The organism is Ancylobacter sp. (assembly GCF_965249975.1).
In the GTDB taxonomy this organism is placed as follows: Bacteria; Pseudomonadota; Alphaproteobacteria; order Rhizobiales; family Xanthobacteraceae; genus Ancylobacter.
On sequence record NZ_CBDFNE010000020.1, the window covers coordinates 1 to 13,421 of the forward strand.

Genomic DNA, 13,421 nt, shown 5'->3' on the forward strand with positions numbered 1-13,421 from the left:
TTCAATGAATGCAAAATCTAGTAGGGTAAGCCTGCCCAGTATAGTGCGCTCTAACAATATAAGTAAATAGATTTCAAGGAGTTCATGTATTTCATCACTTGAATAAATGACACTTCCTAGTACAACAGATCTTGATTCAAGGATTGTTGTTCAAATTTAAAGAAAATTAAATCTCGAAAATACAAACTATAACTAATATTCTGAGTGTGGTAAATTGATGAATTCATAATAAAAGGTATACTTACATAAATATTTATAGATAAATCAAGATTATTTGGCATCATTAATTTAGGAAATGTTTCAAATTCACATTGTTTGTGATGGTCATGGCTAGTTTGGACATATGGTATCAAAGTTTGTTTCAGAATCCATTTTATGTATACTTTTCAACATTATATCAAGAATATTTGGATCGAGCTTTCACTAATAATGCATAATTATTGCTATATCATACGCTTTTATATAAAACACTAATGCGTCATTCATTTGCACAGGCTGCAAAATCTCTCGAAATGTCAACAATTCCAACATATAGATCAGGAACTACTTGCAATATGGTAGTTCTTGTAAATTAATCTATACTTAGTGAAAATGATGATGATGAGCAAGAAACAGTTCTCTATTGCCTGAATGTTGGTGATTCAAGATCAATACTTATTTCAAACTCAGAATTTGACGATTTCAATATCACTTAACTTTCAATTGATCATAGACCTGATGATTCAGATGAAAAAAGAAGAATTATTTCAAAAGGTGGGATTATTGAAGCTATACCCTAAAATGGTCCTTTGAGAGTATGGGTTGAAGATAAATGTGGACCTGGTTTGGCTATGACTCGTTCATTCGGTGATAGACTTGGTTAGCACGCTGGAATTATATCAGATCCAAGTAAATTTTTTTATTTAAATCATCAATAGCGATATATGAATAAAGATTAACAGGAAATGATTTGTTTATTGTACAGGCTAGTGATGGTATTTGGGATTGTATGACTAATTAAGAAGTTGCTTAATTTGTTATGAATAATCACAATTCATAAGAACTTATTTAATTTGCTCGATTAAGATGGGAGGATAGAGGCACCCACATAGATGATATCTCATGTACAATCATTAAATTAAATTCTTGACCTTTTTGTTTATTTGTGTGTTTTACTGATTATATAATTACCAAAAAAAATTTAGAAAATTATGTTGCCATCTAGATCTCATAGGAGAGGATTGAATATAAAATAGTCCGCTCCTTCAAATACTTTGAGGAAGCTAACATTATCATCAATAGATACTAAGTTTAAGACCTTAAATTCAACAATGCCCTAGGCTCCACTCACAATGAGTCGATTTGGTTTGCATAAACTACCAAATATTAATCTTCAAAAATAAAGCTCTCTCCAAATTTCTAGAACATCGAGAATAGGGTCAAATTTTGGATCCCAACCTGTAATTAAAATAAAAACAGAATCGAATTCTCCACTTTTAGGATCTCCTAATAAAGAGACTATCTTACTGGATCCTTCAAAGATTGTTGTACATTTCCATACTGAGACAGGATGCCATAATAATATAAAAAAGTAACAGAATTAAGACTCTCTACTGTTATAATAAACGGATTAGTTTTAAATGTTCAATGTCTGCGATGGTCATGGATAAAATGGCCATCTTGTATCGCAGTATATTGCTCGACGTTTAGTAGGTATTAATTTAATAAATATAAGAGAAAAAATGAATTAAGCTCTAATTAGCAATCAATTTATGTTATAATTTAATCCACATCTCTATCAAAGTTTGATTAGAAATACTTTCTTAAAAGTGGATTAAGAATTAGAGAAATAGAATTTCTCAATTTTCAGAAGTGGTTCTACTGCCAATCTAGTACTATTAGTTCAATAAACGTTCATTAAAGATTATAATGATTAGTAAAATCAAGATAAGTATTCTACAATATTTTGTGCTAATGTTGGAGATAGTAGAGCCATTTTGGTGTCAAAATCATAGAACGATCTAAATTATTAAATAATTCAGTTATCATTTGATCATCGGCCAGATATTTAGGAAGAAAGAAATCGCATTGTATAAAAAGGTGGAATAATTGATACCTATACAGATTAAAAAGGATGCAAAATTGGACCAGCTAGAGTATGGTTAGAAGATATGAGTGGTCCTGGATTAGCTATGTCGAGATCTTTTGGAGATAGATAGGGTCATTCTGTTGGTGTAATATCTGAACCAAGTAATTATAATAAAATAACAAAAAATAGCAATTATTGAGCACAAAGTAAGAGCAAATGATAAATTTGTTATTATTTGTTCTGATGGAGTTTGGCAATATTTATCTAATAGTAAGGTGGCTCATATAGTTTGGCAATGTTATCAATAAAAATAATATGAAAAAGCGCCAAAATTAATAGTTGAAGTGGCAACACAAATGTGGAAAAGTAATGATGTTAGTATTGATGATATTTCATGTATGATTATCTATTTAAATTGATAATATATTCATTATTGATTTATTTCTGTGTGATAATAATTCAGGCTTGGATTCATATAAAAATCTAAAAGAATTTATCTCATTTATTCTTGTGTTCTTTCAGTAGGCAATTTAATTGCTAAATATTATTGAAAGTATTCTTAATTTATTTAATCATATTCTTCTTAGTTATTTTCTAAAAAAAAAATAAAAAACATAAAAATAAATATATTACTATTATCATTTATTATTTTTCCTCTTTCTTATTTATATATTTAGATAGCTTCTTCCTTAGATAAACGAATAAGGTTTATCAATAATTATTTTAATAAAAATCTCTTCTTATTTACTAAACATCTTGGAAATAATCTAAGTTTATCAATACTATCATATTCCTTTGTTATTCATAAATAATACTTCAATCTTATCAACAATATAAGTAGTATTATTTAAAAATGATTCTGCATATTCTAATAAAAAAACACCACAATCCACATAATTTACTTATCTAGGTACTAATGGCTAAAATGCCTAAATATTTTTAATAGGGGAATCATAGAATGATGATTATTCTTATGAATTTTAACACCACATTCTATGAAGATACCTAAAATCATCATAATACTTTTTACAGTTTTATCATTAATATAATTTTCTAATCAATAATCCCAAATGAATCCATATATATAATATAACATGGTTATTTCTTAAAAACATTGCCTGGTTTATAAACTATCTAATAATTAAAAAATAAAATTATAAATTAATTTTTTTTACAATTAATGACCAATGTTCAGGTAAATTGAGCGGGAACAATAAATAATCTTTAGCAAATAAATCTTCCTTGACCCATTTCTTAATTTATTCAAAACAATGATTAAATAGATCAGTTAATCTATTTATTTCTGATTTATCAATATTTGTGACTTTATCTTGTGGACATAATTTTTCCATAAAGTATGTATTAAATATGTATGTTTTCTCTCTCTTAATTCTTGATTAATAAGCTCATTTTCGAGAAATCTATATTGATTTTTTTTGATATGAATACTTTAAATAAAAGTTTATGATACTATCATTCAAATAGTTTGGAGGGTTTAATTTAAGTACATCAACGTATTTTACTTATATTGTCTTTCGTTTTCCATCTGCAGTATAGGATAAAGTGTATTCATATTTTTCATCAAGCAATTTATCTAACTCAAATATTTCCTCTTTTAATTGTTCGTCATTATATCTACTAAATTTCTCTTTTTAACTTATTCTAACTTAATCCCACATAATTTATGAGCTTATTACTCCTTTTTTTTTAGTTTTTTCTCCAATTAATTCTTGAATACTACATATATGAAAAATAATTTTACTAAGGCGCGGTGCGGTCATAGGCATGGGCCGCCGCCAGCGAATAGGCCGGCAACGACAGGCCGCCATAGAGCATGCCGAGCAGGCAGAGCCCGAGCAGGTCGAAGGGCAGCGCGCCCAGCGCCAGCCCGGCGAGTAGCGCCCCGACCAGCAGCGTGGCGAGGATGCGCCGGCGGTCCATGCGGTCCGAGAGATAGCCCACCGGCCACTGCGCCAGCGCCCCCGCCACCACCACGGCGCTCATGAAGGTCGCGGCGCCGTCGGAGGTGAGGCCGCGCCCGATGCCGAAGATCGGCCCCAGCGACCACAGCGAGCCATTGGTGAGGCCGATGGCGAAGCACCCGACCATCGCCACCGGCGCCGCCTTGAACAGGCGCGGCAGGCGGATACGGGCGGTTTCGATCGGCGCCGGCTGGGTGCTGGAGCCGATCGCCACCGGCAGCACCGCGAGCGAGAACAGAATGGCGGCGATGGCGAACAGATCGAAGGCCCGCACGGGATAGAGCGTGATCATCATCTGGCCGGCGGTGAGCGCGGCATAGTCGACGATGACATAGGCGCTCATGACGAAGCCGCGCGTCTGGTTGGTGGCGCGGTCGTTGAGCCAGCTTTCGATCACCAGATAGAGCCCGGCGAAGCAGAAGCCGGTGATGGTGCGCAGTCCGAACCAGGTGAACGGCTCGATGAACAAAGGATGCGCCATCATCGCCGCCACCACGCCCGAGGTGAGGGCGGCGAAGGCTCGGATATGGCCGGTGCGGCGCACCAGATGCGGCACGGCGAGGCAGCCGACCACGAAGCCGAGATAATAGCTCGACCCCAATATGCCGAGATTGATGGCGCTGAAGCCCTCGAAGGCACCGCGCAGCGGCAGAAGCGTGTTCTGCAGGCCGCTCCCGGTTACCAGAAAGAACACGCCGAGCAGGAGCGCGGCGACAGGGCCGAGAGTCTGGGCCATGATGGGAACCGGACGGTGAGGGTGGCGGGCGCGCGGAATCCTTGTTCCGCAAGGTCCGGTTAGACCTGATCTTTGGCGAAGTCGAGACGGGGATTGGTATGAGTGACGGTGCGGTACGGCTGAAGTCGGACTTCCTCGAAGTGGACATTTCGCCTCAGGGCGCGGAGATGGTGGCGCTGAGGGACCGGCACGGGCATGACCTGCTGTGGAATGGCGACCCGGCCTTCTGGACCGGCCGCGCGCCGCTGCTGTTTCCCATCGTCGGGCGCCTGCCCAACGACCAGCTTGTCCATGACGGCAAGGTCTACCCGATGGCGCAGCACGGCTTCGCCCGCCGCCGCGCCTTCACGCTGGAGGAGGCGACGGATCAGGCGGTGCGTCTGGCGCTGCATGACGATGAGGAGACGCGCAAGCAGTACCCGTTCCCGTTCTCGCTCACCGTCACCTACCGGCTGGAAGAGGCGACGCTGACCATCGAGGCCGAGGTGGCGAACACGGGCGCGGGCGTTTTGCCGGCGAGCTTCGGCTTCCACCCGGCCTTCCGCTGGCCGCTGCCCTATGGCGGCACGCGCGCCGACCACCGGCTGGTGTTCGAGAAGGCGGAAGCCGAAGCCATCCACCGGCCGGTGGGCGGGCTGCTCTCCGCCGCCACCGAGCCGAATCCGGCGGTGGACGCGATCCTTGAGCCGACCGATGCGCTGTTCGCGCGCGACGCGCTGATCCTCCTCGATCTGCGCTCGCACCATGTGCGCTTCGGCGTGCCGGGCGAGCCGGGGCTGGAAGTGGCCTTCCCGGACATGCCGCATCTCGGCATCTGGTCGAAGCCCGGCGCGCCCTTCCTGTGCATCGAGCCCTGGGCCGGCTATGCCTCGCCCGAGGAGGGGCCGGCCGAATTCATCGACAAGCCGGGCCTGTCGCTGCTGGCGCCGGGCGCCACCAAGCGCTTCGCCATGTCGGTCCGCTGGCTGCCCGATGTCGGCCGGCTGATCGGTTCGCATGAGGTGGAGGGGTAGCGATGCGCGGCGCGCCGATGCGGGGAGGAGCGGGCCGGAAGACCGTCTCGATGCTCGACCTGTTGCGTGGGGAGAACCTCCTTGGCATCAGCGTCGATGACAGCCGTGAGAAAGTATTAGCTGAACTTGGAGAGCCGAATACGCAAGATATCTATCTCGCATCTGGCAGCATTTTTTATCAATACAATGATGTTGAAATTACATTTTACGATGATAATGATAAGTTATGTTACGTTGTATTTTATGGAAAGGGGCAAAGAGGAAAGTTTCGCCTCCCGTGGTTTATTACGGATAAATATAGAATTAGGAGGGGTATAACCTATGAAAATATGATCCGTCTTCTTGAGAAAAACAATATCTGGTATGCACTCAGAGCGAGCGTTGGTGATGACGATAAGCGACTTTACGTCAAAAACGGAGAGATGTCATTCTACGATGCGTATGATGATGGAAATTTTATTCTATATGCATTGTTTCTTCACCACATATGACGAGAAAATACTCGGCTGAGGGCATCAATGCGTCGCGCTCAGCCGCCTCTGCGGGCTGCGGAGCGGCTGCCGGACGAGGGCCCCCCGCGTCGTCATTGCCTCCCGCACGGTGTTCTGAGACCATCGCCGCGCACGAAGGTTCGATGGTGAAGATGGCGCGTTACGGCCTTTATCGTCTCAAACTCCTGGCCGGTCTCGCCGTAGCGCTGGCCGGCTTAATCCTGCCGGTCCTTGCCCAGGCCGGGCCGCCGCCCTCGGCGCCCAGGCCCGTCATCGTCTGGGACGTTCCCGCCTTCAATGCCCTGCCGGACGATGAACAGGGTCGGCTCGCCCGCTATGGCCGCTCGGTCGTCGAGGCGACCTATGCCCATATCGGCCCGGCCGTCGCCGATCCTGCCGCCCGCTTCGCCGGCAATAATCTGGCGTGCGCGAACTGCCATTTGCAGGCGGGCCTGAAGAAATTCGGCCTGCCGCTGGTCGCCGCTTCCGCCGACTACCCCACCTATAGCAGCCGCTCCGGCGCGGTGAGTTCGCTGTTCGACCGCGTCAACCAGTGCCTGAAGCGCAGCATGAACGGCCGGCCGATGGGAGAAGACGACCGGCCGATGCAGGCGATCCTCGCCTATCTCGACGTTCTCGCGACCAACATCCCGCCCGATGCGACGATTGTCGGCGCCGGGGCGGGGGCGATCCCCGAATTGGACCGCGCGGCCGATCCGGTGCGGGGCGCGCCGATCTATGCTGCCAATTGCGCGGAGTGCCACCGCCGCGACGGGCTCGGCGTGCGGCGCAACGAGGCGCAGCCGGATATGGGGTATGCCTTCCCGCCGCTCTGGGGGCCGGACAGTTTCAATGACGGCGCGGGCACGGCGCGGCTGATCACGCTGGCCAATTTCGTCCATGACAACATGCCCAACGGCACCTCCTGGGTGGCGCCGACGCTCGCGCCGCAAGACGCCTGGGACGTGGCGGCCTTCGTGCTGTCGCAGAAGCGGCCACAACTGGCCGGCATCGACCGGGATTTTCCCGATCTGCTGCTGAAGCCGGTGGACGCGGCCTATCCGCCTTTCGCCGACAGCTTCCCGGCCGAGCAGCACCGCTACGGCCCCTTCGCCCCGATCCGCGCCGAGATCGCCCGCCTGAAGCAGGCGCGCGGGGCGATCCCCAATCCCAACACGCCCTGACACGACATGCCGGGCGCGGCGCGCCGTCAGAGCGGCCGGGCGCCGGCGCGCGGGTCGGCCGTCTCGCCGAACGTGTCGCCGATATGAGTCAGTTCGTCGATGAAGCGTTGGCACCAATGGTGGATGGTGTTGGTCTCCACCGTGTCCATATTGGTGCGCCAGCGCTCCTGACGTTCCTCGCGCGGCATGGTCAGCGCCCGGTCCATCGCCGCCGCCATGCCCTCGATGTCATAGGGGTTGACCAGCAGCGAACCTTTCAGTTCGTCCGCCGCGCCGGCGAAGCGCGAGAGCACCAGCACGCCGGGGTCTTCCGGGTCTTGCGCCGCGACATATTCCTTGGCGACGAGGTTCATGCCGTCCCGCAGCGGCGTCACCACGCCGACTCGCGCGCGACGGTAGATGGCGGCGAGCGTGGCGCGCTGGAACGGGCGGTTGAGATAGCGCAGCGGCACCCAGTCGAACTCGGCGAACTCGCCATTGATCGCGCCGCCCAGTTCCTCCAGTTCGCGACGCAGTGCCTGATACTCGGCCACCTCGCTGCGCGAGAGCGGCGCCACCTGCATCATCGTCACCTTGGAGCGATGTTCGGGATAGCTGCGCAGCAGCTCGCCAAAGGCCGCGAACTTGCCGGGCAGTCCCTTGGAATAGTCCAGCCGGTCGACGCCGACGGCGAGTGCACGGCCTGCCAGGCTCTCGTTCAGCCGCCGCTCGTCCTCGCTGCCGACCGACTTCCTGGCGTCCTTGACGAAGGCGTCGGCGTCGATGCCGATGGGGTAGGCGGCGACGCGGAAGCGCCGGTCTTTCAGCCCCACCGTGCCGCCCGGCGCGATCCAGCCGCGCACTTCGGAGGAGATGTAGGTCAGCAGCGCGCGGACATCGTTCTCGGTCTGCAGGCCGACGAGATCGTAGCGCGAGAGATCGTCGACCAGCGCCGCATGCGAGGGCAGGCTGAGATAGACCTCCGGCGTCGGCCAGGGAATGTGGTGGAAATAGCCGATCCGCCCCTCGAAGCCGAGCTTGCGCAGTTCCGCCGCCAGCGGGATGAAATGGTAGTCATGCACCCAGACGATGTCGTCGGATTTCAGCAGCGGCATCAGCGCGCGGGCGAAATGCTCGTTGACCCGGCGATAGCCTTCCCAGTCCGCCTTGCGGAAGGAGAGGAGGCCCAGCCGGTAATGGCACAGCGGCCACAGCGTGCCATTGGCATAGCCGGCATAATGGGCGCGCTGGTCTTCCGGGTCGAGGTTGAGCAGGGCATAGGTGACGCGGCCGGAACGGAAGACCTTGGGCGTGTCCGGCGGGTTGACCTCGGTTTCCCCGCTCCAGCCGAACCAGAGCCCGCCGCGCTGGCTCAGCGCCTCGCGCAGGGCCACCGCGAGTCCGCCCGCCTTGGCCGCGCGCTCCTTGGGCGACGCCACCCGGTTCGAGACGATTACGAGCCGCGCCAAAAGGCTTCCTCCCATGTCTTCGACAGACGCATGGCGGTGTCGATCAGGCCGACCATGGAATAGGTCTGCGGAATATTGCCCCACAGCTCCAGCGTCTGGTTGTCGATGTCTTCGGACAGCAGCCCGGCCGGGTTGCGCCGGGCGAGCAGGCTGGTGAACATCTCCCGCGCCTCGTCGCGGCGGCCGATCAGGTCGAGCGCGCCGGCGTACCAGAACGAGCAGATGGTGAAGGAGGTCTCCGGCAGGCCGAAATCGTCCTCGCCGGCATAGCGCATGAGGTAGCCATTGCGCTTGAGCTCGCGGCCGATGGTCTCCACGGTCGCGATGTAACGCGGATCGTCCGGCCGCACGAAGCCCAGTTCCGCCAGCAGCAGCAGGCTGGCGTCGAGCTGGCCGTCCTCCTCCGCATCGACAAAGCTGCCGCGCGCCTCGTCCCAGGCGAAGGCGAGGATGCGGGTGCGGATCTCGTTGGCGTGCTGGGTCCAGAACGCGGCGCGGTCGGGCAGTTCGAGCACCCGGGCGATGCGGGCCAGCCGGTCGCAGGCGGCCCAGCTCATCACGGCGGAGAAGGTGTGCAGCCGCCGCTTGCCGCGCAGCTCCCACAGGCCGGCGTCCGGCTCGAAGGCGAATTCCACCGCCCGCGCCCCGACCCCTTCCAGCAGCTCGAACAGCGCCTTGTCGCCGCGCTTGGGCAGGCGTTCGTCGAAGAACATCTGCGCCGCCGCCAGCACGACATGGCCATAGCCGTCATTCTGCACCTGCTCGCCGGCCTGGTTGCCGACGCGCACCGGCCCCATGCCCTGGAAGCCGGAAAGCGCCGGAGCGAAGCGCTCCTCCAGCGGCGTGCCCGGCACGATGGAATAGACGGGCGCTAGCCGCCCCGAAGGCTCGGAAGCGATCACTGTGGTGAGGTAGCGGATATAGTCTTCCATGGTGCGGGTGGCGCCGAGCATGTTCAGCGCCCGCACGGTGAAATAGGAATCGCGCAGCCAGCAGTGGCGGTAGTCCCAGTTGCGGATCGAATGCGGCGCCTCGGGAATCGAGGTGGTGAGCGCGGCGACGATGCCGCCGGTCTCCTCGAAGGCGCAGAGTTTCAGCGAAATGGCGGCGCGGATCACCGCGTCCTGCCACTCATAGGGAATGGAGAGGTAGCGCACCCATTCGTGCCAATAGTCGCGCGTCTTCTCCTCGAAGCCGCGCGTGGTGTCGGCGATGCTGGCGGGGAAGGGCTCGTCCGGCCCCAGCACCAGCGTCGCCGCCTTGCTGAGCACGAAGGGGCGCTCTTCCATCACATAGACGATGGGCAGGTCGGTGGTGGCGCGCAGCGTCACGTCGTCGCCGGCAAAGCGCATATGGTTGGAGCCGCGCACCGGCGCCGGGCGCTGTTCGCCCCAGTTGAAATGCGGGCGCAGGCGCAGCGTCACACGGCACATGCCGCTGATCGGCTCGATCCGCCGCACCAGCATGGCCGGGCGGTAGATGCGGTCATACAGCTTGAAGCGCGGGGCGAAATCGACGATGCGCAGCTTCGCGCCCTGGTCGTTCTCCAGAATGGTCTCAATGATCGCGGTGTTGGTCTGGTAGCGGCGCGTCGCCTTCACCTGTCCTTCCAGCACCACGTCGAAGAAGCCCGCCTCCGGCTCGGTGCCGCCGAGCAGCGAGGAGAACACCGGGTCGCCGTCGATGCGCGGCCAGCAGCACCAGCCGATGCGCCCGTTGCGGTCGATCAGCGCGGCGATGGTGCCGTTGCCGATGGCGGCCAGGTCGAGATGGGTGCTCACGAATTCACGCGCTCCAGTGCCGTGGGAAGGTCGGTCAGCCAGCGCCGCACCTCGGTGGGCGAGGCGAGCTTGTAATCGGCCTGATCGGTCGGGCGGGACCCGACGGCGAGGGCAAGGCCGCCGGCGGCGCGGACGGCGCGGAAGCCGTCCTCATCCGTCACATCGTCGCCGAGAAACACCGGCCGGCGGCCGGCGAACAGCGCCGAGTTCATCAGCTCCGCCACCGCCGTGCCCTTGTTGCGACCGGCCTGGCGGACTTCGATGACGTATTTGCCCTTGAGAAACTCGACCCCGCCATCGATGCCGGTGCCGAGCGCGATCACCCGGTCCATGATCGCCTCGCCGAACTGGGGTACGGCGCGGAAATGCACGGCCAGCGACAGCGGCTTGTGCTCGACGAACACGCCGGGCCAGGTGGCGAGCACCTCGTCCAGCGCCTGTTCCAGCGGCCGGCGCCATTTCGGCAAGGGGATAGGCACGGACGGCGCGTCCGGGGCCAGGCGTACCTCCGCCCCGTGCTGGCCGGAGGCGGCGAGGCGGGTGGGGGCGAAGCGGCGGTCCATCCAGTCAATGGTGCGCCCGGAGACCAGAGCCACCGCGCCGTCGAACGCGCTTTGCAGCCGCGCCAGCAGGTCGGGCAGGTCGTCGGGAACGCTTACGCCCTCGGGGTGGTCCGCATGCTCGATCAGGGTACCGTCAATGTCGAGGAAGAGAGCCCAGTCGGGGCGTGGAAGCAGGGGGAGGGATGCGCTGGGTGCTGTCGCCATGCTGTCGTTTATTCCGCCTGGGTCCGGCATAGTGAGGTCGAAAGAGCGGCATAGGCCGCCGGCACGGTCGCCGGCTGCCAACAACGCGCGAGAGCCGGAGGCGTTCCAATACCTCGGTGAAAAAGCCGCGAAAGCCCGCCTCTCGCGGGGCGGTTGGCGGGCGTCCGGCGCGTGACGGCCTTGCCGCTCAACGGCGCGCGGTTTACATAGCGCCCAACCCGCACCTTATGACGCCGCGGCAGCGCGGCATGTTACCGGCTCGCCCGCACGCGCAGGATTTGGACATGGCTTATCAATACATCTACCACATGCACGGCATGACCAAGGCCTATCCGGGCGGCAAGAAGGTGCTCGACAATGTGCACCTGTCCTTCTACCCCGACGCCAAGATCGGCATTCTCGGCCCCAACGGCTCGGGTAAGTCCACCCTGCTGAAGATCATGGCCGGCATGGACAAGGACTTCTCCGGCGAGGCCTGGGTCGCGGAAGGCGCCCGCGTCGGCTACCTGCCGCAGGAGCCGCTGCTCGACCCTAACCTCTCCGTGCGCGAGAACGTGATGCTCGGCGTCGCCAAGCAGAAGGCGATCCTCGACCGCTACAACGAACTCGCCATGAACTACTCCGAGGAGACGGCGGACGAGATGACCGCGCTCCAGGACGAGATCGAAGGCCAGGGCCTGTGGGACCTCGACAGCAAGATCGACCAGGCGATGGACGCGCTCGGCTGCCCGGAAGAGGGCTCGGACGTTTCCAAGCTCTCGGGCGGTGAACGCCGCCGCGTGGCGCTGTGCCAGCTGCTGCTCTCGCAGCCGGAACTGCTGCTGCTGGACGAGCCGACCAACCATCTCGACGCCGAGACCACCAACTGGCTGGAAGGGCATCTGCGCAACTATCCCGGCGCGATCCTGATCGTCACCCATGACCGCTACTTCCTCGACAATGTGACGGGCTGGATTCTCGAGCTCGATCGCGGCCGCGGCATTCCCTATGAGGGCAACTATTCCTCCTGGCTGACGCAGAAGGCCAAGCGCATGGCGCAGGAGAACCGCGAGGACGAGGCCCGCCAGCGTGCGATCGCCTCCGAGGCGGAGTGGATGGGGGCCTCCCCGAAGGCCCGTCAGGCCAAGAACAAGGCTCGTATCCAGCGCTATGACGAGCTGGTGAAGAAGGCGTCCGAAAAGGCGCCGACCACCGCGCAGATCGTCATTCCGGTGTCGGAGCGGCTCGGCAACAACGTCATCGAGTTCAACGGCCTCAGCAAGTCGTTCGGCGACAAGCTGCTGATCGACAACCTGTCCTTCAAGCTGCCGCCGGGCGGCATTGTCGGCGTCATCGGCCCGAACGGCGCCGGCAAGACCACCCTGTTCCGCATGATCAACGGGCTGGAGAAGCCCGATGCCGGCTCGATCACCGTCGGCGACAGCGTCCAGCTCGGCTATGTCGACCAGAACCGCGACGCGCTGAACGACAAGAAGACCGTGTGGGAGGAAATCTCCGGCGGCAACGAGGTGCTGTATCTCGGCAAGCGCGAGATCAATTCGCGCGCCTATTGCGGCGCCTTCAACTTCAAGGGCGGCGACCAGCAGAAGAAGGTCGGCATGCTCTCGGGCGGTGAGCGCAACCGCGTGCATCTCGCCCGCATCCTGCAGCAGGGCGCCAACGTTCTGCTGCTGGACGAACCGACCAACGATCTCGACGTGGAAACCCTGCGCGCGCTGGAAGAAGCGCTGGAAGACTTCGCCGGCTGCGCGGTCATCATCTCGCATGACCGCTTCTTCCTCGACCGTATCGCCACCCACATGCTCGCCTTCGAGGGCGAGGGCCATGTCGAGTGGTTCGAGGGCAACTTCCACGACTATGAGGAAGACAAGAAGCGTCGCCTCGGCGTCGACGAGATCGTCCCGCACCGGATGAAGCACAAGAAGCTGATGCGCTGACGCCATGACCGGAC

The 13,421-nt window shown here is 55.1% G+C and carries 10 protein-coding genes and 1 pseudogene; 6 read left to right on the forward strand and 5 right to left on the reverse strand.

From position 1 onward, the window contains the following. Nucleotides 1-1,934: 1,934 nt before the first annotated feature. A pseudogene (locus ACP2AH_RS18170) lies at nucleotides 1,935-1,994 on the forward strand (hypothetical protein); the annotation flags it as partial. Nucleotides 1,995-2,262: 268 nt separating this feature from the next. After that, on the forward strand, nucleotides 2,263-2,376 hold the full coding sequence (locus ACP2AH_RS18175) for a hypothetical protein (RefSeq protein WP_425107490.1): 114 nt from the start codon (nucleotides 2,263-2,265) through the stop codon (nucleotides 2,374-2,376). An 846-nt stretch (nucleotides 2,377-3,222) separates the two neighbouring features. Here the strand turns inward: ACP2AH_RS18175 and ACP2AH_RS18180 are convergent. Beyond that, the gene (locus ACP2AH_RS18180; RefSeq protein ID WP_425107491.1) at nucleotides 3,223-3,327 is read right to left on the reverse strand and encodes a Ulp1 family isopeptidase; all 105 of its coding nucleotides are present in this window, start codon (nucleotides 3,325-3,327) and stop codon (nucleotides 3,223-3,225) included. Between the two features lie 502 nt (nucleotides 3,328-3,829). Continuing rightward, nucleotides 3,830-4,786: an MFS transporter gene (locus tag ACP2AH_RS18185; protein ID WP_425107099.1), complete on the reverse strand. Its 957-nt coding sequence runs from the start codon at nucleotides 4,784-4,786 to the stop codon at nucleotides 3,830-3,832. 98 nt (nucleotides 4,787-4,884) lie between these two features. Between ACP2AH_RS18185 and ACP2AH_RS18190 the strand changes: the two genes are divergently transcribed. From ACP2AH_RS18190 to ACP2AH_RS18200, 3 genes are all read left to right on the forward strand, one after another. Next, nucleotides 4,885-5,799 (forward strand): aldose 1-epimerase family protein, encoded by a 915-nt coding sequence (locus ACP2AH_RS18190; protein WP_425107100.1) that lies wholly within the window; start codon nucleotides 4,885-4,887, stop codon nucleotides 5,797-5,799. Nucleotides 5,800-5,801: 2 nt separating this feature from the next. Then, the gene (locus tag ACP2AH_RS18195; protein ID WP_425107101.1) at nucleotides 5,802-6,290 is read left to right on the forward strand and encodes a hypothetical protein; all 489 of its coding nucleotides are present in this window, start codon (nucleotides 5,802-5,804) and stop codon (nucleotides 6,288-6,290) included. Nucleotides 6,291-6,442: 152 nt separating this feature from the next. Continuing rightward, nucleotides 6,443-7,474 (forward strand): c-type cytochrome, encoded by a 1,032-nt coding sequence (locus ACP2AH_RS18200; RefSeq protein WP_425107492.1) that lies wholly within the window; start codon nucleotides 6,443-6,445, stop codon nucleotides 7,472-7,474. Nucleotides 7,475-7,500: 26 nt separating this feature from the next. Here ACP2AH_RS18200 and otsA read toward each other — a convergent pair whose 3' ends face one another. From otsA to otsB, 3 genes are read right to left on the reverse strand one after another with little or no spacing between them, the layout of a single operon-like run. Beyond that, a complete protein-coding gene (gene otsA, locus ACP2AH_RS18205; protein ID WP_425107102.1) occupies nucleotides 7,501-8,922 on the reverse strand; it encodes an alpha,alpha-trehalose-phosphate synthase (UDP-forming) in 1,422 nt (473 codons plus the stop codon). Next, nucleotides 8,907-10,703, reverse strand: a complete 1,797-nt coding sequence (locus ACP2AH_RS18210) for a glycoside hydrolase family 15 protein (protein WP_425107103.1) — start codon at nucleotides 10,701-10,703, stop codon at nucleotides 8,907-8,909. Before ACP2AH_RS18210 ends, otsA begins: the two co-directional genes overlap by 16 nt. Continuing rightward, nucleotides 10,700-11,470 (reverse strand): trehalose-phosphatase, encoded by a 771-nt coding sequence (otsB, locus tag ACP2AH_RS18215; protein ID WP_425107104.1) that lies wholly within the window; start codon nucleotides 11,468-11,470, stop codon nucleotides 10,700-10,702. The genes ACP2AH_RS18210 and otsB overlap by 4 nt, the downstream gene beginning before the upstream one ends. 284 nt (nucleotides 11,471-11,754) lie before the next feature. Between otsB and ettA the strand changes: the two genes are divergently transcribed. Further along, nucleotides 11,755-13,407, forward strand: a complete 1,653-nt coding sequence (gene ettA, locus ACP2AH_RS18220) for an energy-dependent translational throttle protein EttA (RefSeq protein ID WP_425107105.1) — start codon at nucleotides 11,755-11,757, stop codon at nucleotides 13,405-13,407. Nucleotides 13,408-13,421 lie beyond the last annotated feature (14 nt).